Source organism: Acidovorax sp. 1608163 (assembly GCF_003669015.1).
Lineage (GTDB): Bacteria > Pseudomonadota > Gammaproteobacteria > Burkholderiales > Burkholderiaceae_C > Acidovorax.
The window spans coordinates 629590-647334 of record NZ_CP033069.1; the positions used below are offsets into that span (position 1 = coordinate 629590).

Sequence of the window (17745 nt, forward strand, 5' to 3'; positions counted from 1 at the left end):
CCCCACATCACAGGATGTCTCCTATGTCCTCCCCATCCGTTCCATCTCCTGAACAGGTGTTTGCCCAAGAACGCCTGGACCGTGTACAGGCTTATGCCCGGGATGCAGAGTTTCAGTCGCTCTCACAGGCTTGGCTGCGGGAGTCCATGCAGCGCAAATATGTCTACAACTTTGATTGGCTGGGACGGCCCATCATCCAGTACCCCAACGACATGGTGGCCATGCAGGAGCTGGTGTGGCGTGTTCGCCCCGACCTCATCATTGAAACGGGCATAGCCCACGGTGGCTCGCTGGTGCTCAGCGCGTCTTTGCTTGCCATGTTGGACATGTGTGATGCCATTGAGTCCGGGCAATCCATCGATCCACGCCAATCCCATCGCAAGGTGCTGGGCATCGATATTGACATCCGCGCCCACAACCGCGCTGCCATTGAAGCTCACCCGATGGCCAGCCGTATCACGATGCTGCAGGGCTCTTCGGTGGCACCTGATGTGGTGGCGCAAGTGCACGCATTTGCCAAGGACTATCGGCGCGTGCTCGTCTGTCTGGACTCTATGCACACGCACGACCATGTGTTGGCTGAGCTTCAGGCGTACGCTCCGCTGGTGTCTGTTGGTAGCTACTGTGTTGTGTTTGACACGTTTGTGCAGGATATGCCCCCGGGCTTTTTCTCTGACAGACCCTGGGATGTTGAGAACAACCCCAAAACGGCGGTGCATGAGTGGGTGCAAGTGCGCAGCGACTTTGTGGTGGATGCGCACTGGGATCAGCGCCTGATGGTGACGGTTGCTCCACAGGGCTTCTTGCGGCGAGTGGCCTGATTCGCTGGCTCAGGCTGTCAACAAGGGCCGTAGCGCTCCAGATTCTCCTGGCAAGAGGCTTGTTCCCAACGCTGGTATGAAATCGGATGATTGGGAGGAGACTGGCCGCTCATACCGATTGCGCGCAAATGCAGCCTCCTGAAAAACTTCGAGCAGACTTTCAGCGTATGAAGGCGCGCGCGTGTTGTCATTTTTTGATCCCGCGTTGAGGCTATGGCGCAACAAAAAACCCCGGTGCCTTTGACGGCCACCGGGGTGTGAGGGCAGGGTGGACTGCTGGTCCACCAACCTGCCATCCAAGGGCAATGGCGCTTTTTTACTTGAGCAGCGACAGCACGCCCTGCGGGATCTGGTTGGCCTGGGCCACCATGGCAGTACCGGCCTGTTGCAGGATCTGGGCGCGCGACAGGTTGGCGGTTTCTGCCGCAAAGTCGGCATCCAGAATGCGCGAGCGTGAAGCTGACAGGTTTTCAGAGGTGATGTTCAGGCTCGAAATGCTGGTTTCAAAGCGGGCTTGCAACGCGCCCAGTTTGGCCCGCTCACCGCTGATGAAGGCCAGCGCGGAGTCCACGGTCTTTAGCGCCTCGGTCGCTTTGCCAAAGGTCGTGATGTCCAGGTCCGACACCTTTTGCAGGGTGGATGCCGAATCGGCAAACACGTCGGTGGCTGCTGCGGTGGAGTTGTCGATGGCAAACGACTTCTCCGAATCCAGCGTGATGTAGCCGCTGGTGATGGTGCTGTCAGCTGTCGAGTCCGCAGCCAGGGTCGATGCGGCGCCTGAGTTGGTGCCGTCGGCCGCAAGCTTTTGTACCGTCACGGCCCCGGAGTTCACCACGGCGGTGTCGGCCACGCGGACGTCATTGCCTGTGGCATTCGTCAGGATGATGGCGGTGCCGGTGTTGTCCAGTGCCGCCGTCACTCCGGTCTTGGACGACTGATCGTTGATGGCGGCAATGGCGGAGGACAGGCCGTCCGCCGTGTTGGCGGCGCTTAGTGTGAAAGAAACGGCTTGATCGGCGCCATTGTCAGAGCGCAGATTCAGTGAGTAGGCACCCGCTGCGCTGAAGGCCAGCTTGACTTCTGTGCGGGCGGTCGCGGTCACGCCAGTGTCGGCTTTGACAAAGTTCACGTTGTCAGCCACCGTTTTGGCGGTTTGGTTGGCGGCGACGTTGACCACCTTGCTGCCGATAGAACCATTGATGGTGACGGCCGCGCTGGTGACACCGTTGGCACCCCATGCGCCAGAACCAGTGGCGACACCTGGAGACTGGACCTGGTTGTTGCCGTACACCGTGGTGCGCAGATTGGCCGTGGCCGCTGTGATGGTCTGGTTGGCGTTGGCGCCCACTTGGAATTGCTGGGTTCCAAACGTGCCGTCCAGGAGTTTTTGTCCGTTGAACTCGGTGGTTTGCGAGATGCGATCGAGTTCGGCCACCAGTTGCGAGACTTCTTGCTGCAGCGCCTTGCGGTCGCCGGAGCTGTTGGAGGCATTGGCCGATTGCACCGCCAACTCGCGCACCCGCTGCAGAATGTCGCCGGCAGATTTCATGGCCCCTTCCGTGACTTGCGCCAAGGAGATACCATCGTTGGCATTGCGCGCCGCCTGGTTCAGCCCACGGATCTGGCTGGTAAAGCGCTCTGAAATCGCCAGTCCGGCCGCATCGTCCTTGGCGCTGTTGATGCGCAAGCCTGACGACAGGCGTTGGATGGAGGTGTTCAGCGAACTTTGGCTCATGCCGAGGTTGCGCTGTGCGGTCAACGATGCGACGTTGGTATTGATAGTGGCTGCCATTGCGTTACTCCTGCAGAGCTGAAGACAAACATTTCTGCCGGTTTAAGCGTTGCCCCTCCGGCGGACTTCTTGGGAACGATGGATGAATTGTGGGCAGCGGCTGTTTTTGTGTTAGGGCGATAAGACACAGAAAAACCGCTCAATCTGTGCGTTTGCCCCTAAAGTTTTCCCAGGAACACCCGAAAACCTAAGCAACGGGACGCATGACACAAGAGTGAGGCCCGCCGTTCACCCGAAAGCCCTGGAGCTGCTGGTGAGCACTGTGGCCAGGTAGACCTGGCGTCCAGTTGGCGGAAACGCCATATTCAGTCAGTTCTTTTCAGGAGATTTGCCATGGCAGCCACCATCAATACCAACGTTGCATCCTTGACCGCTCAGCGCAATCTGGGCGCAAGCCAGAGTTCGCTGAACACTTCCATCCAACGCCTGTCGTCGGGCCTGCGCATCAACAGCGCCAAGGACGACGCCGCTGGCTTGGCGATTTCGGAGCGCTTTACATCGCAGATCAAGGGCCTGAACCAGGCTGTGCGTAACGCCAACGACGGTATCTCTTTGGCGCAAACCGCTGAAGGCGCGCTCAAGGCTTCTGGCGACATCCTGCAGCGTGTGCGTGAACTGGCCGTGCAATCGGCCAACGCCTCCAATAGCGCTGGTGACCGCAAGGCGCTGCAGCAAGAAGTCTCGCAGCTCGTCTCTGAGCTCGATCGCATCTCGCAAACCACCGAGTTCAACGGACAAAAGCTGCTGGACGGTAGCTTTGGCACCCAGCAATTCCAAGTGGGCGCCAACGCCAACCAGACCATTACAGCGGCTACCGGTAACCTGCGCACTGCGGTGTACGGTAACAACCAAGTCGCTGCGGCTGGCGCTGCGGCCACCTCGGGTGCTTGGGGTGCCAATGGCGTGACCAGCTCGGCCGTGACCATCAATGGTTCTGTGGGTAGCAAGGTGGTCAACGTGGCCGCCAACGATACCGCCAAGACCATTGCTGACAATGTGAATGCAGTGAAGGGCGATACCGGCGTGACCGCTACGGCGCGCACTGAAGTGAGCTTGACATTTGGTGCTGCAGGCTCCTACTCGCTGAACCTGCGCTCTGACAACAGCACAGACCAAGCTGTGTCTTTCACGCTGAGCGCTGCAGGCACTGCCGACGGCTTGTCTGCCGCGGTTTCTGCCATCAACGATCAAAGCTCCAAGACCGGCGTGACGGCATCGTTGAACTCGGCTGGAACGGCCGTGGTGCTGACAAACGCTACCGGCAATGACATCCGTGTTGCTGACACCGCAGTGGCAAACTCTGGTGCTGTCACGGTGCAAAAGCTGGCAGCCGATGGCACCAACTCGGGCGCAGCCGCCACTTTGGCCGCAGACACCACGGCGAACAACGCCGTATCGAGTGGCTATATCACGCTGGACTCTGACAAGTCTTTCTCTGTGGATGCCTCTACAGCAGCGGCGACAGATGCGTTTGCTGACGGTGCTTCTACCTTGAAGAAGGTTTCTGATCTGGATGTGACCACCTTCGCCAAGGCCACGGATGCGCTCAAGACGGTGGACTCGGCCCTGTCGTTCATCAACGGTGAGCGCGCCAAGCTCGGCGCTTTGCAGTCTCGCTTCGAAACCTCGATTTCGAACCTGCAGGTGACTTCTGAAAACCTGTCATCCTCGCGTTCGCGTATCTTGGATGCTGACTTTGCTTCGGAAACCGCTAACCTGTCGCGTGCCCAGATCCTGCAACAGGCCGGTACCGCCATGGTGGCCCAGGCCAACCAGTTGCCTCAAGGTGTGTTGTCTCTGCTGCGTTAAGCGAGTCGCAGCAAGAGGTGTAGAAACACCTTGATTGGCATGGCGGCGGCAGTTTTCTGCCGCCGCCATTTGGCCTTTCAACGCCGGAAGGCGGTAAAGCGTTTGGACGTGCAAGCCGGGAGCGTCCGAATTGAGGGGTTTCCTGGCGTGTTTACGGGCGTTCTTGGTGCGTGATCGGCGCCATAATTTCTGTAGAAGCAGTTCAGGAGGTTCCCATGGCTACTATTTCATCCGTTGGTGTCGGCGCCAGTGGCCTGAATGTCAAAGACATCATTACCAAATTGGTGGACTTGGAAAAAGCGCCTCTGGACACTTTGACAACTCAGAAGGCAACGGTCAGCACCAAAATTTCTGCTTTCGGGCAGATGAAGTCGCTGGTATCCACTTTGTCGGACGCTGCCAGTAAGCTCAGCAGCGTGACGGGCTGGAATGCGGTTTCCACGACATCCTCAGACAGTAAATACGTCAGTGCTACCGCCGTGGGCGGCACCTTGCCCACCACTTTCAGTGTGGAGGTCCAAAGTCTAGCCAAGGCGCAGGCCACCGCCTCTTCTGCACTCTTGCCCGTGGGCGGTGCGTTGGGTGCTGGCACGTTGCGGCTTGAGTTGGGCAAGTGGAGTGTGTCTCCGTCTTCGTTCACACCAGGCTCGGGCGTGCCTGTCGATATAGATATTTCGGCCTCAGACAAGCTCAGTGATGTGGCCAGCAAGATCAATGGCGCCAATGCCGGGGTGACGGCGAGTATCCTCAGCGACGCTTCAGGCGAGCGGCTGTTGCTGCGCAGCAAGACCACGGGCGAAGCTGCCGGGTTCCGTCTGAGCGCCATGGAGGGGGGTGATACTGATATCACCAGCGCAGCCAATACAGATGCCTCGGGCTTGTCGCGCCTGGTCAATGGCAGCACGGTGACGCAGGCGGCGGCCGATGCCAAGGCCACTGTGAATGGCATTGCCGTCTCGTCCGGTACCAACGCTTTTACCAATACCGTATCAGGTGTGACGTTCAATGCGGTGCAAGTCACGGCCGCGCCAATTGAGATTTCTGTGGCGCAGGATACTTCGGCGGTTTCGACCAATATCGATGCATTTGTCTCCGCCTATAACGCCATCAATCAGCTGATCAATGAGGCGACCAAGTTTGACTCGACAGCAGGCAAGGGGGCTTTGTTACAAGGGGATTCGACAACGATATCCCTGCAGAACATGTTGCGTTCAGCTGTGCAGTCTGTGACGACGGGCTCTTCGGTGTTTCAACGCTTGGCGGATGTGGGTATCACCCAGCAGCGCGGCGGCGATTTGGCGGTGGACAGCACCAAGCTGAAAAAAGCCATGACCGAGAACATGGACGAACTCAAGAACATGTTCCGCAATACGGGCGGGGGCTCCGCTGATGGCATCGCGGTCAAGGTCAAGGCCATGGCCACGAACTTGCTCTCTGATGCCGGTTTCTTCAAATCCAAAGACAATGCCTTGCAATTGGCGCTCAAGCGCAATGCGGCCGAAGTGACGCGGGTGAACGAAAAAGTGGACGCATTTGAGAAACGCATCACCGCGCGCTACAACGCGCTGGACACCCAGATGTCCAGCCTGACGGCCTTGAATGCCTACATTTCCCAGCAAGTCACCACATGGAATAAATCCTCGGGTTGATGGCCTTTAGTTTGCGTGGCATTGGCCGATAACTAAATCATCACCTCGGAAGGATTGTCAGCATGTTTACCGCCCACAACCCTCGTGCAGTCAACGCTTACCAGCGTATCAATGTAGAAACCAGCATGCACACCATTGACCAGCACCAGTTGGTCAGTCTGTTGTATGAAGGCGTGCTTGGTTCCGTGGCCACGGCCAGGGGTGCATTGGCGCGCGGCGATGTCCAGATCAAGTGCAACAGCATTGCCAAAGCCATCCGCATCATTGAAGAAGGTCTGAGCACGGCGTTGGACCGCGTCGATGGTGGCCAGTTGGCGGAAAACCTGGGCGCGCTGTATGACTACTGTGTGCGAAAGCTGATCTCTGCCAATGCGCAAAACGACGACGCCATGCTGCAAGAAGTCATGCGCTTGATCGAGCCCATCGCTACGGGTTGGAACGAAATCAAAAAGAACGCCATGTCTCCGCAAGTTGCTGTGCCAGCCATGTCTGGGAAGCCAGTGCTGATGGAGGCTTAAATCATGTCCAGCATGTTGATTGATTACTACAAAGCCATTGAAGACAGCAGCGCCAAGATGTTGGAGGCCGCCAAGCTCAAGGATTGGGACGGGGTGGTGCGCTATGAAGGCGCTTGTGCCGTGCTGATTGAGCAATTGCGCTTCAAGTCGCAAGAGCACGAGTTGTTGCCTGAGCACCGCCGTGAGAAGACGCGCATCATGCAGCGCATCTTGCGCAACGATGCCCAGATCCGCTGCTTGGCCGAGCCCTGGCTGGCCCAGTTTGAGCACCTGTTTGAAGGTCAGCCGCAGATGATGCATTGACTCCCTAGCCCCGTGTACCGGGGCTTGGCGATCAATCACCCATAAAAAAAGCGCTTGCAATGCAAGCGCTTTTTTTATGGGTGGGCGGGAGGCTCACACCTGCATGTTCATGATGTCTGTGTAAGCCTGGACCATGCGATTGCGAACGTGCAGCGTGGCTTGGAAGCCAACCTGTGCTTTTTGAATGGCCACCATGGTCTCTTCCAAGCTGACCGCAGGGTTCTCCATCTGCACTTCTTTTTGCAGCTCGGTTGAGCGGTTTTGTGCTGCGCTGACCGACTGCAGTGCGCCTTTCAGCGCACTGGAAAAGCCGACGTCGTTGCTGTCTGCCTGGGGGGCGACTGCGCGGCGTGCCAGGCCGGCGCCCGCCAAGGGGGCTGTGGAGCTGGAGATGCGAAGGTCCATGGCAGTGTCCGTAGGGAATCGGGGTATGCTGCAATCCTATCGAGGGCGCAGGTACTGATCCTGCGGAATAGATGGACAAAGGCGCGGCTTATCCAGCCAACGTCGGAGAGCCTTCGCCGAATAATCGCTCCAACGCTAGGTCTTTCGCCGGGCCTGTCATATTGGAAAGCAAGATGTCTGCTGTTGCTGAAGTCCCTCTCGTCACCCCCCCGCAAGCCCCAACTGGCTGCAGCGGCTGTCTACTCTGGACCGGGGCCAGCGTATGCGCTTGGGTGCTGGCGTGGCGCTGCTGGTGGCAGCAGCCGTCGCTGCGACAGTGCTGGGGCGGCAGCCGGATTACAAGGTGCTTTTTGCGAACCTGAACGACAAGGACGGTGGCGCCATCATCGCCCAGCTGTCGCAAATGAACGTTCCCTACAAGCATGCCGATGGCGGTGGGGCGATCTTGATTCCTTCGGAGCGTGTGCACGATGTGCGCTTGCGCCTGGCTACGCAGGGCCTGCCCCGTGGTTCGGTGGCCGGGTTTGAGTTGATGGAAGCCAATCGCTTTGGCATGACCCAATTCCAGGAACGCCTGAACTTCCAGCGCGGGCTTGAGGGTGAATTGACCCGCTCCATTCAGGCGCTTTCTTCGGTGCAGGGTGCCCGTGTGCATTTGGCCTTGCCCAATCAGAATGGGTTTTTCCGCGAGCAGCAAAAGCCTTCGGCTTCAGTCTTGGTGAGTTTGCACCCTGGCCGCATGCTGGACCGTGCTCAGCTGGCGGGTATCGTTCACTTGGTGGCTTCCAGCGTGCCAGAGCTGGCGCCTTCTGCCGTCAGCGTGTTGGACGACACAGGCAAGCTGCTGTCTCAATCGCCCGATGCGGCCGCCAACAATGGGGTGGATGCGCAGCAGCTGTTGTACGTGCAGCAGATCGAGCAGCAGTACACGCGCCGGATCATGGACATCCTGGAGCCCGTGGTGGGGCGCAACAACGTGAAGGCACAGGTCAGTGCCGAGTTGGACTTCAGCCAGACTGAGTCCACTTCGGAGCAATTCCGTCCCAACCAAACACCCGACTCCAGTGCCGTTCGCAGCCAGCAGGTGCTTGAGAGCAAAGGCAATGCCAATAAGACGGCCACCGGGGTGCCGGGTGCTGTCTCTAATCAACCTCCTGCCCCGTCCACTGCGCCAGTCAATGGTGCCAATCCAGCGCCCGCAGCTGGTGGCCAGCAAGGGACAGAAGAGTCCAACAGCAAGCGCGAGTCCACCACCAACTATGAGGTGGACAAGACGGTGCGCGTGACCCGGGGCAATAACTGGGCCATCAAGCGCCTGAGCGCCGCCGTGGTGGTCAACTACCAAGCTGGGGCTGAAGAAAAGGGTAAACCGTCGGTCAAGGCACTGACGCCAGAGCAACTGGAGCAGATGACGGGTTTGGTGCGCGAAACCATCGGCTTTAACAAAGACCGTGGTGATTCGGTGAACCTGATGAATACGCCGTTCCTCATGGATGAAGCCCCAACGGCAGCTGTGCCACTGTGGAAGCAGCCTGAAGTGCTGGACTTGGCCAAGACCTTTGCTTGGCCGCTGGGGGCGGTGTTGTTTGCCGCGTTGGTCTTGCTGGGTTTGGTGAGGCCTGCCTTGAAGGGCTCCACGGCTAAGCCTGTGGATGTCACACCAGTGGCAGGTGGTCAGCTCAATGCGCTGGAGTCTGAGGAGCCCGATCGTCCCGCGTTGCCTGCTCCGGCCAAGAAGGATGAAGTCGTGGAGGTGACCCCAGAGCAACTGCGCCTGGAAGAAGCGCGGGTATTGGCCAAGGCCAATCCGGTGGCCGTTGCGAATATCCTGAAAACCTGGGTGCATGGCGATGGTGCCTGAGCCCATGACTGACTGGACGATTTTCCATGGATGAACAAGGTCTCAACGACGCGGCGATTTTGCTGATGTCTCTGGGCGAGGAAGAGGCCGCAGAGGTTTTCAAGCATCTGTCACCCAAAGAGGTGCAGAAGCTGGGCGAAACCATCGCTCGCATGAAGTCGGTCTCGCGCGAAAAAGTGGACAGCGTGATCAACCGTTTTTCGGATGCAGCATCGGCGCAAAGCCTGCTGGTGTCTGACACGGGTGACTATGTGCGTTCTGTGCTGCGGCGTGCGCTGGGCGATGACAAGGCTTCTTTGCTGATCGACCGGATTTTGCAGGGCGGGGATGTCTCGGGCATTGAAAGCCTGAAGTGGATGGACCCTCTTTCGGTGGCGGAATTGCTGCGCAATGAGCACCCCCAGATCGTGGCTGCGATTTTGGTGCATCTGGACTCTGAGCAGGCGGCTGCGGTGCTGATGCAACTGACAGACCGCCAGCGCAGCGAGGTATTGCTGCGCGTTGCGACCCTTGAGGGTATTCAGCCTACGGCCTTGAAGGACCTCAACGAGGTGTTGTTCAAGGTGCTTGCCGGTGGCGACAAGATTCGCAAGAGCTCGCTGGGCGGGGTCAAGGCCGCTGCGGAGATCATCAACTTGCTGGGCGGCAATATGGATGCGGTGGTGCTGGAGTCCATTCGTGGTTACGACCCGGATCTGGCCCAGAAGATCATGGACAAGATGTTCGTGTTCGAAGACGTGCTCAAGCTCGACGACAAGGCAATCCAGACCGTGCTCAAGGAAGTCGCTTCGGAAACGCTCATCGTGGCGCTCAAAGGGGCCGTTCCAGAGTTGCGCGAGAAGTTTCTCTCCAATATGTCTTCGCGCGCTGCAGAGGCCTTGCGCGACGACCTGGAGTCGCGTGGCCCGATGCGGCTGTCCGAGGTGGAAGCGCAGCAAAAGGAAATCCTCAAGACCGTGCGCCGTCTGTCGGACGAAGGTCAGATTGTGATTGGCGGTGGTGGTGATGATGCCTTCGTCTAATCAGCGTTACTACTCCCGCTTCATCCCCAGCGAAGAGGTGGGTGCCGTCACGCAGTGGAAGTTTGGCGCGGTGGATGGCTCTGATTTGGTGGAGCCAGAACCTGAGCCAGAGGCGTTGCCGGAAGTCCCGGTGATTGATGAAGCGGCGCAGTTGGCCCTTGTGCAGCAGGCTTGTGATGACGCTTATGCCCAAGGCTTTGCTCAGGCGCAGGCTGAAACGGCCTTGGAATGGCAGCGCCGCATGGATGACTATGTTGCACAGCAAGGGCAGGAGCTGGCGCAAAGCCTGCATGCTGTGACGCAGTCTTTGGACGCGTCTTTGGCGGGTATCCAGCAAAAGATGGCCCAGGATGTCTTGGCCCTGGCCTGCGATATCGCCCGAGAAGTGGTGCGCCAGGAGCTGTCTTGCAATCCGCAGGTTTTGCTCCCGGTTGTTCAGGAGGCGGTCGGTATGCTGCTGTCTGAAGGGCGGCCCGCCGTGGTGCGCATGAACCCGTCAGACATGGAGGCGGTCCAGGCACCGCTGACTTCATTGGTTGGGGGTTCAGGGGTGCAATGGCTGCCTGATGCAGCGATTGCCGCAGGTGATTGCCAGGTTGAGTCTGGTGGCACGGTCGTAGATGCGACGCTTGCCAAGCGCTGGGATCGCGCTGTGGCTACTTTGGGGCTGCAGTCGCCCTGGCAAGAGCCCTCTTTGGAGGGGGATGAGCATGCCGATTGAACCTGCCTCGTCTTGGGAGCGGTTTATGACCGACGCACGTGAGCGCGTGGCCGCAGGCACCCCGCTGGAGACGCGTGGAACCCTCACGCGCTTGACGGGGTTGGTGCTGGAGGCTGCCGGTATCCGCGTACCTGTCGGTTCGCAGTGCATGGTTCAGATGCCTGGACATGCGCCGGTGTTGGCTGAGGTGGTGGGTTTCTCGTCTGACAAGGCATTTTTGATGCCTGCTGGAGATATCCATGGTTTGTCCAGTGGGGCGAGTGTTGTGCCTGCTGCGCCCTATGTGCCTACACCGCGCCTGGGCGAGACGGCACGCCCTGTTCCACGAGCCGGGGTGCTGCGGCTGCCCATGGGGGATGGACTTCTGGGCCGCGTGGTGGATGCGCAAGGGCTGCCTTTGGACCATGGTGGGCCTGTGCAAGATGTGGTGGCTGAGCCGATGGACCGCCGTCAGATCAATGCCATGGACCGTGATCCAGTGCGTGAGTCGTTGGACACAGGGGTGCGCGCCATCAATGCATTGCTTACCGTAGGGCGGGGGCAGCGCCTGGGTTTGTTTGCAGGCTCTGGTGTGGGCAAAAGCGTGCTGTTGGGCATGATGGCCCGTTACACCCGTGCCGATGTCATCGTGGTGGGTTTGATTGGCGAGCGGGGCCGCGAGGTCAAGGAGTTCGTCGAAGATATTTTGGGGGAGGAGGGCCGTGCCAGATCGGTGGTGGTGGCTGCCCCTGCCGATGCGCCGCCTCTGCTGCGGATGCAAGGTGCTGCTTACGCCACGGCTGTGGCTGAGCACTTCCGTGACAAGGGCAAGCACGTGTTGCTGCTGATGGACTCGCTGACCCGCTATGCCATGGCCCAGCGTGAAATTGCGTTGGCCATTGGTGAGCCACCGGCGACCAAGGGGTATCCCCCTTCATGCTTTGCCAAATTGCCTCAGTTGGTGGAGCGCAGTGGCAATGGTCTGCATGGTGTGGGGTCGATCACGGCTTTCTACACGGTGTTGTCGGAGGGGGATGACCAGCAGGATCCTATTGCCGATGCGGCGCGGGCGATTTTGGACGGACACATTGTTTTGTCCCGGGCGTTGGCGGAGTCCGGGCATTTCCCTGCCATCGACATTGAGCAATCGGCTTCGCGCGTGATGCACAACGTGGTATCCAGGGGGCACTTTGATTTGGCTCGACGCTTCAGGGCGGTTTACTCGCGCTATCAGAAGAGTCGTGATCTGGTGCAGGTGGGGGCGTACATGAGCGGCTCAGATCCAGCCTTGGATGAAGCGATCCGGTTGCAACCCCAAATGGCCGCATGCCTGCAGCAGGACATGTTTGATGCCGCGTCCATGGATCAGAGCGTTGCAGCCATGGCTGCAGTGCTTGACAGTTAGCCCAGGGGGATGTCATGCCTGCCCTGAATGCCCTGATGGTGGCCGTGAGCGTTGCGGAGCGCAAGCGCGATGAGGCGCGGCAAACGCTACAGAACGTCCAAGCGGCGCAACAAGCGGCGTTGAACCAGTTGTCGCAACTGGAGGGCTATGCACAGGAGATCCAGGGGCGTTGGGGGGCCAAAGAGGGAGCCACCCTCAAGCCCGAGGTGATGTACCACCACAACCAGTTCATGGGGCGCTTGGGGCATGCTGCGGGCCTTCAGTCAGGGGTGGTGCAGGAGCAGATTCAGCGGGTGGATGCCGCATCTCGGCAGCTTTTGGCGGCTGAGCTGCGTTTGGCCAGTTTGCGAAAGGTGTTAGAGGCGCGTCGCCGTGATGTGGCGTTGCAGCAAGCACGCCGCGAACAAAAGCAAACGGACGAGCGAGCCGCAATCAAGTACCACAGTACTGCCAATGGCCCTGTAGGGCAGGAGAGTTGAAATGGAACAGTCTCGAATTACCAACCAGCAGTCCTCGCAGGGTGCCCATGCCGCCGTCCGTGCCAAAGGCGCAACCAAGACCGCTAACGACGCTGTGCAGGATCCGGCGGCGCAAGGGGGCTTTATGGCCCTGATGGCTGCATTGGGGGATGGACTGCCTGCCGATGATGCGACAGAGCCAGCGGATCTTGGCGCGATCATCGACCCTTTGTCTGCTGCTGCCGGGCAGATGTATGACCCCGCTGCACTCTCTAACGTACAGGGCTTCTTGGCATCTGCACTGGGAAGTGCTGCTCCCAGTGCCAGTACCAGTGGTTTGCCGGGGGCGGTTGGTCAAGCGGGGGGCGACGGTTTGGTGGGTAGTTCTCGCGTTGCTTGGGCTCTGGATCCCATGGGTGATGGCTTGGTTGCGCAAACCGCTGTGTTAGACAAGCTGGGTGATGTCAAGGACGGCGATACCGCAGCAGGCTTGCTGGCTCAAGGACGCCCCACACTTGTGCGCGGCACCACAAGTTTTGCTCAACGCAGTGAAGCCCTGAGTGCACTGGCGGGTTCCCTGGCCGGGAAGTCGGGAGGGGCAGAGCCAGGTCAATCCGCCAATGGGGCTGCTGATGCTGCGACGGTACTGTCAGGGGCCCTTGCTTCCGTGGCGCCCACGCGTGAGTCCGGCGTTGTGCATGCAGTGCGTGAAGGTTTGGGAGGGCGAGAGTCTTTGGGGCTGGCTGGGCTGGACAGCGCAGCCGTGTTGGCAGAACTACAAGGAAGTGGCGGGGCTGAAGGCTGGCTGCGTGACTCCAGCGATGTAGGCGCGACGAACTATGGAGGTGAAGGGGGCTGGGGCGCGCAGGCTCTGGAGCCAGATGCAGCCCGTTCCGATGGTGGTACGGCAGTTGCCGGGGGCTCGGATGGATTGGTGCCCCCCGGAGCGGAAGATGCGTTGGCCGAGCAGGTCACCTACTGGGTGAATCAGAAAACCCAGAATGCAGAAATGACATTGACGAGGGACGGCCAACCTGTGGAGGTTTCAGTTTCTCTGTCTGGTAACGAGGCCCATGTGACTTTTCGCAGCGACCAGGAGCAAACTCGCCAAATGCTGGACGGCAGCATGGCGCAATTGAGTGACATGCTGCGTGATCAAGGTTTGATCTTGTCGGGTGCCAGTGTGGGGACTTCGGCGCGGGATGGCCAATCGCGGGGGGGCGAGGCCCAGCAAGGGGCAGATTCACGCACGGGCCAAGCGAAGGTTGTTGCGGCGGATAGCGCTACAGAGCGTAAACCAGCCGGGGTGGATGGGCGCCGCGCACTGGATGTATTTGTTTGAGTGTGCCCACAGGCAGTCGCAGACGCTTGTTCTGTGGCGCCGTCGATAGCGTGAGGTGCCGGACAGTCATGGTTTTGGGCTTTTATTCTGGCTATTATTGGTTGAGTACCCGCCCGACAATGCAACCTAGCGTCTGGTCATTGCCTTGTTGGGCATGATTGGGCAGCTGAACACAGCAAGGAATCCGCCCCGTGTCTGCCAATGCACCCGCCGCTCCGGCCAAGGAGAAGACCAAAAGCAAGAAGATGCTGGTGATCATCATTGTGGTGGTCGCTTTGCTAGTGGTCGCAGGCGGCGCCGCCGCTTGGTTTCTTTCCAGTCGTGCCCATCCCAAGGATGACGAGGCCGCAGAAGAGCCCGCGCCAGCTAAAGAGGCCGCCAAGACGCCACCAACTTTTTTACCCATGGACAACATGGTGGTGAATTTGGCTGACCCTGGGGGCGAGCGCTTTGCGCAGATTGGCATCACTCTAGAGGTGGTTGATGCCAAAACAGCAGACCAGGTCAAGCAGTACTTGCCTTCGATTCGAAGCGGCATCCTGATGGTGGTGTCGCAGCGAACATCAGGCGAATTGCTCCAGCGCGAAGGCAAGGAGAAGCTGGCCAATGACATTCTTCGAGAAGTGTCCAAACCACTGGGGTTTTCAGTGCCCGTTGCTAAGAAGCGGGTGGTTGCTGAAGGGGAGGAAGAAGATCCCGAAGAGCGCGCTGCGAGGCGCAAGGCCGACAAGAACCCAGTGAAACGGGTACTCTTTTCGAGCTTCATCATTCAGTGACGCGCAAGGGGGGCATCTATGAGTGATTCGTTCCTGTCGCAAGAAGAAGTTGATGCACTTCTTGAGGGGGTCACGGGCGAGAGCCAGAAGTCGGTCGAGGAAGTCGCCGAGGCTGGCTCGGTCCGTAACTATGACATTTCGAGCCAAGAGCGCATCGTACGTGGCCGCATGCCGACGATGGAAATCGTCAATGAACGGTTTGCACGCAATTTTCGTATTGGGCTCTTCAACTTTATCCGCCGCAGCCCAGAGATCTCGGTAGGTACTGTCTCCGTGCAGCGCTACAGCGCGTTCTTGCGCGAACTGGCTGTACCCACGAACTTCAATATTGTGGCCATTCGTCCGTTGCGCGGCAGCGGTTTGATTGTGTGTGAGCCTTCGCTGGTTTTCGGCATCATCGATACCTTGTACGGCGGTGTGGGGAAATTCCAGACCCGTATCGAGGGGCGGGATTTTTCGCCCACGGAACAAAGGGTGATCAATCGCTTGGTGGACGTGATCTGTGCGGAATACAAAAAAGCATGGCACGGTATTTACCCGCTCGAACTGGAGTATCAGCGTTCAGAAATGCAGCCCCAGTTTGCCAATATTGCGACCCCGAGCGAAATCGTGGTGTCTACGGCGTTTCAGTTGGAAATCGGAGACCTGTCCGGCGCGATCCATGTGTGCATGCCCTATGCCACGTTGGAGCCTATCCGTGATGTTTTGTATTCATCGACCCAAGGCGACTCCATTGAGGTAGATCGTCGCTGGGTCCGTGTTTTGACCCGTGAGATCCAGGCCGCTGAAGTGACGCTGGTGGCCGAACTTGCCAAAGCCGATGCCACTGTGGAGCAATTGCTGGCGATGAAGCCAGGTGACTTTATTGAACTGGACCGAGAGCCGCGCATCAAGGCCTCTATTGGTGGGGTTCCCATTTTTGAATGTCAGTACGGAACGCACAATTCTAAATACGCAATTCGCATTGAAGAGTGCTTGCGCAGTGCAGACATGAGCTGGCTTGGAGAAAAAGATGTCAACTGAAGAAAACAACAAAGACGCTGCAGACGATCCATTTGCTGGTTGGGCTGAAGCACTGGAAGAGCAAAAGCGTGACGACAAACCTGCCGATGCGGAGCAGGGGGGCCTCTGTCCGGAGAGCCTGTGCGGCCTTTCTCGGGTGGCAGTGATGGAACGGTCAATGACATCAACATGGTGTTGGACATTCCTGTTCAGCTGTCCGTGGAATTGGGGCGCACCAAAGTTCCGATCAAGTACATCCTGCAATTGGCTCAGGGGTCCGTGGTGGAGTTGGATGCTTTGGCGGGTGAGCCAATGGATGTGCTAGTGAATGGCTACTTGATTGCCCAAGGCGAAGTGGTGGTCGTGAACGATAAGTTCGGTATCCGTCTCACCGATGTGGTGACGCCCTCAGAGCGTCTGCGGCGCGTGAGCCGTGGATAGTCTTGGTATGACCCAAACCTTGTCGGTTGTTGTTCTGTTCATTGCAGGCATGGCTTGCTTGCCATGGTTGGTGCGTTGGGTGCAACAACGCAAGGGCGCCTCGGGCGTCTCTGGTGCCGCGGCTGCGTCCAAGGTGCTCTCTGCAGTGGCCATAGGTCCTCAGCAGCGGGTGGTGACAGTGGAGGTGGGGCCTGAACACGCCAGAACACTACTGGTTTTAGGGGTGACTGCGCAGCATGTGAGTTGCTTGCATACCATTCCGGCCTCCTCGGTTCCCCTCCCGACAGTAGAGCGACACATCTCCTTTGCACAGGAAATAGCGCAGGCGTCAGCTTTGAAAGAAACAGATGCGTAGCCCAGCGCGCCGCGGTCTCGCGTGGGCGCATGGGATGCGGCCTTTGCTGGCGTTGGCCGGGGTTGCTACAGGGCTGGTGCTGGCACTGGCGCAGTCGCCCGCCATGGCCCAAACGGCAGGAAGTTCTTTGCCGATCCTGGTGGGGGCAGGCTCTGGCGGTAATAGCTATTCTGTGCCCATCCAGACACTGCTGTTTTTCACGGCGCTTTCCTTTTTGCCTGCCGTGCTGCTGTTGATGACAGGCTTTACGCGCATCGTGATTGTCTTGTCGCTCCTTCGGCAGGCGCTTGGAACCCAGTCGGCTCCCCCCAACCAAGTCATCATTGGACTCTCCTTGTTCTTGACGATGTTTGTGATGGGGCCGACTTTGGATCGGGTGTACCAGGATGCGTATGTGCCCTACACCGCTAATGCCATTGGCTTTGAACAAGCGTTGCAAAAAGCAGAGGCGCCCATGCGCGAATTCATGCTTAAGCAAACGCGGCAGTCAGACTTTGCCTTGTTTTCCCGTTTGGCTCGTTTGGGGTCTGATGTGACCGCCGAAACGGCGCCGCTGCGGGTGCTGGTGCCGGCGTTTGTGACCAGTGAGTTGAAATCTGCTTTCCAGATAGGGTTCATGATCTTCATCCCATTTCTGGTTATCGATATGGTGGTTTCCAGTATCTTGATGTCTTTGGGGATGATGATGTTGTCCCCTGTGCTGGTTGCACTGCCTTTCAAGCTCATGCTATTTGTTCTGGCCGATGGATGGAACCTTCTCCTGGGTTCATTGGCTGCCAGCTTTGTGACTTGACCCGAGGAGCTTGCGGTGACTTCTCAGATGGTTTTGACCATGGGGCGGGATGCCCTGACCTTGTTGCTCATGATCTCGATGCCCGTATTGGGCGTGGTCATGGCTGTGGGCTTGGTGGTCAGCATTTTTCAGGCAGTGACGCAGATCCATGAGGCGACGCTGGCTTTTGTGCCCAAGCTGATCGCAGCCATGATTGTGTTCGCCATTGGTGGCCCCTGGATGATCAGCACTTTGGTGGATTACATCCGTCGAACCATTGAGTCCATTCCAAGCGTTGTCGGTTGACGTTGGAT

The 17745-nt window shown here is 58.6% G+C and carries 17 protein-coding genes and 2 pseudogenes; 17 read left to right on the top strand and 2 right to left on the bottom strand.

Annotated features, from left to right (window positions below):
* Nucleotides 1-23: 23 nt before the first annotated feature.
* A complete protein-coding gene (locus tag EAG14_RS02825) occupies nt 24-821 on the top strand; it encodes a cephalosporin hydroxylase family protein (RefSeq protein WP_121728004.1) in 798 nt (265 codons plus the stop codon).
* 316 nt (nt 822-1137) lie between these two features.
* Here the strand turns inward: EAG14_RS02825 and EAG14_RS02830 are convergent, their stop codons facing one another.
* Nucleotides 1138-2613, bottom strand: coding sequence for a flagellin (locus EAG14_RS02830; RefSeq protein WP_099656761.1), 1476 nt, complete (start codon nt 2611-2613; stop codon nt 1138-1140).
* A gap of 333 nt (nt 2614-2946) precedes the next feature.
* Here EAG14_RS02830 and EAG14_RS02835 point away from each other — a divergent pair, with 333 nt between their 5' ends.
* The 4 genes from EAG14_RS02835 to EAG14_RS02850 all read left to right on the top strand — a co-directional run bounded on the left by EAG14_RS02835 (nt 2947) and on the right by EAG14_RS02850 (nt 6892).
* Entirely contained in the window at nt 2947-4422 is a 1476-nt protein-coding gene (locus EAG14_RS02835; RefSeq protein ID WP_099656760.1) for a flagellin, read from the top strand.
* A gap of 215 nt (nt 4423-4637) precedes the next feature.
* Entirely contained in the window at nt 4638-6071 is a 1434-nt protein-coding gene (gene fliD, locus EAG14_RS02840) for a flagellar filament capping protein FliD (RefSeq protein WP_099656759.1), read from the top strand.
* A gap of 62 nt (nt 6072-6133) precedes the next feature.
* Nucleotides 6134-6589 (top strand): flagellar export chaperone FliS, encoded by a 456-nt coding sequence (fliS, locus tag EAG14_RS02845; RefSeq protein ID WP_121728005.1) that lies wholly within the window; start codon nt 6134-6136, stop codon nt 6587-6589.
* A 3-nt stretch (nt 6590-6592) separates the two neighbouring features.
* Entirely contained in the window at nt 6593-6892 is a 300-nt protein-coding gene (locus EAG14_RS02850) for a flagellar protein FliT (protein ID WP_099656757.1), read from the top strand.
* Between the two features lie 93 nt (nt 6893-6985).
* Here EAG14_RS02850 and fliE read toward each other — a convergent pair whose 3' ends face one another.
* A complete protein-coding gene (gene fliE / locus EAG14_RS02855) occupies nt 6986-7297 on the bottom strand; it encodes a flagellar hook-basal body complex protein FliE (RefSeq protein ID WP_099742110.1) in 312 nt (103 codons plus the stop codon).
* A gap of 173 nt (nt 7298-7470) precedes the next feature.
* On the opposite strand from fliE, the pseudogene fliF reads away from it, so the two are divergent.
* The 12 genes and pseudogenes from fliF to fliQ all read left to right on the top strand — a co-directional run bounded on the left by fliF (nt 7471) and on the right by fliQ (nt 17737).
* Nucleotides 7471-9158 (top strand): annotated as a pseudogene (gene fliF, locus EAG14_RS02860) (flagellar basal-body MS-ring/collar protein FliF).
* 26 nt (nt 9159-9184) lie between these two features.
* The gene (gene fliG / locus EAG14_RS02865) at nt 9185-10180 is read left to right on the top strand and encodes a flagellar motor switch protein FliG (protein WP_099656755.1); all 996 of its coding nucleotides are present in this window, start codon (nt 9185-9187) and stop codon (nt 10178-10180) included.
* Nucleotides 10164-10901 carry a flagellar assembly protein FliH gene (locus EAG14_RS02870; RefSeq protein WP_121730263.1) on the top strand — a complete coding sequence of 246 codons (738 nt, stop codon included), beginning with the start codon at nt 10164-10166 and terminating at the stop codon, nt 10899-10901. Before fliG ends, EAG14_RS02870 begins: the two co-directional genes overlap by 17 nt.
* A gap of 25 nt (nt 10902-10926) precedes the next feature.
* Complete coding sequence (gene fliI, locus EAG14_RS02875) at nt 10927-12285, top strand: flagellar protein export ATPase FliI (RefSeq protein ID WP_233195030.1); 1359 nt, start codon at nt 10927-10929, stop codon at nt 12283-12285.
* Nucleotides 12286-12299: 14 nt separating this feature from the next.
* On the top strand, nt 12300-12764 hold the full coding sequence (gene fliJ, locus EAG14_RS02880; protein ID WP_121728006.1) for a flagellar export protein FliJ: 465 nt from the start codon (nt 12300-12302) through the stop codon (nt 12762-12764).
* A gap of 1 nt (nt 12765) precedes the next feature.
* Nucleotides 12766-14085 carry a flagellar hook-length control protein FliK gene (locus EAG14_RS23190; RefSeq protein WP_240456913.1) on the top strand — a complete coding sequence of 440 codons (1320 nt, stop codon included), beginning with the start codon at nt 12766-12768 and terminating at the stop codon, nt 14083-14085.
* 191 nt (nt 14086-14276) lie between these two features.
* Nucleotides 14277-14861 carry a flagellar basal body-associated protein FliL gene (gene fliL, locus EAG14_RS02890; RefSeq protein ID WP_233195025.1) on the top strand — a complete coding sequence of 195 codons (585 nt, stop codon included), beginning with the start codon at nt 14277-14279 and terminating at the stop codon, nt 14859-14861.
* A gap of 18 nt (nt 14862-14879) precedes the next feature.
* Nucleotides 14880-15884: a flagellar motor switch protein FliM gene (fliM, locus tag EAG14_RS02895; RefSeq protein WP_099656752.1), complete on the top strand. Its 1005-nt coding sequence runs from the start codon at nt 14880-14882 to the stop codon at nt 15882-15884.
* Nucleotides 15874-16304, top strand: a pseudogene (gene fliN / locus EAG14_RS02900) (flagellar motor switch protein FliN). Before fliM ends, fliN begins: the two are co-directional and overlap by 11 nt.
* Before the next feature lie 49 nt (nt 16305-16353).
* Complete coding sequence (locus tag EAG14_RS02905) at nt 16354-16659, top strand: FliO/MopB family protein (RefSeq protein WP_371414415.1); 306 nt, start codon at nt 16354-16356, stop codon at nt 16657-16659.
* A gap of 103 nt (nt 16660-16762) precedes the next feature.
* Nucleotides 16763-17452: a flagellar type III secretion system pore protein FliP gene (gene fliP, locus EAG14_RS02910; RefSeq protein WP_233195290.1), complete on the top strand. Its 690-nt coding sequence runs from the start codon at nt 16763-16765 to the stop codon at nt 17450-17452.
* A 15-nt stretch (nt 17453-17467) separates the two neighbouring features.
* Nucleotides 17468-17737, top strand: coding sequence for a flagellar biosynthesis protein FliQ (gene fliQ / locus EAG14_RS02915; RefSeq protein ID WP_099656748.1), 270 nt, complete (start codon nt 17468-17470; stop codon nt 17735-17737).
* Nucleotides 17738-17745 lie beyond the last annotated feature (8 nt).

Bases quoted from the DNA above. Each gene is read 5' to 3' on its own strand.
- EAG14_RS02825 (WP_121728004.1), top strand. From the start codon at position 24: ATGTCCTCCCCATCCGTTCCATCTCCTGAACAGGTGTTTGCCCAAGAA.
- EAG14_RS02830 (WP_099656761.1), bottom strand. From the start codon at position 2,613: ATGGCAGCCACTATCAATACCAACGTCGCATCGTTGACCGCACAGCGC.
- EAG14_RS02835 (WP_099656760.1), top strand. From the start codon at position 2,947: ATGGCAGCCACCATCAATACCAACGTTGCATCCTTGACCGCTCAGCGC.
- fliD (WP_099656759.1), top strand. From the start codon at position 4,638: ATGGCTACTATTTCATCCGTTGGTGTCGGCGCCAGTGGCCTGAATGTC.
- fliS (WP_121728005.1), top strand. From the start codon at position 6,134: ATGTTTACCGCCCACAACCCTCGTGCAGTCAACGCTTACCAGCGTATC.
- EAG14_RS02850 (WP_099656757.1), top strand. From the start codon at position 6,593: ATGTCCAGCATGTTGATTGATTACTACAAAGCCATTGAAGACAGCAGC.
- fliE (WP_099742110.1), bottom strand. From the start codon at position 7,297: ATGGACCTTCGCATCTCCAGCTCCACAGCCCCCTTGGCGGGCGCCGGC.
- fliG (WP_099656755.1), top strand. From the start codon at position 9,185: ATGGATGAACAAGGTCTCAACGACGCGGCGATTTTGCTGATGTCTCTG.
- EAG14_RS02870 (WP_121730263.1), top strand. From the start codon at position 10,164: ATGATGCCTTCGTCTAATCAGCGTTACTACTCCCGCTTCATCCCCAGC.
- fliI (WP_233195030.1), top strand. From the start codon at position 10,927: ATGACCGACGCACGTGAGCGCGTGGCCGCAGGCACCCCGCTGGAGACG.
- fliJ (WP_121728006.1), top strand. From the start codon at position 12,300: ATGCCTGCCCTGAATGCCCTGATGGTGGCCGTGAGCGTTGCGGAGCGC.
- EAG14_RS23190 (WP_240456913.1), top strand. From the start codon at position 12,766: ATGGAACAGTCTCGAATTACCAACCAGCAGTCCTCGCAGGGTGCCCAT.
- fliM (WP_099656752.1), top strand. From the start codon at position 14,880: ATGAGTGATTCGTTCCTGTCGCAAGAAGAAGTTGATGCACTTCTTGAG.
- EAG14_RS02905 (WP_371414415.1), top strand. From the start codon at position 16,354: ATGGCTTGCTTGCCATGGTTGGTGCGTTGGGTGCAACAACGCAAGGGC.
- fliP (WP_233195290.1), top strand. From the start codon at position 16,763: ATGGCCCAAACGGCAGGAAGTTCTTTGCCGATCCTGGTGGGGGCAGGC.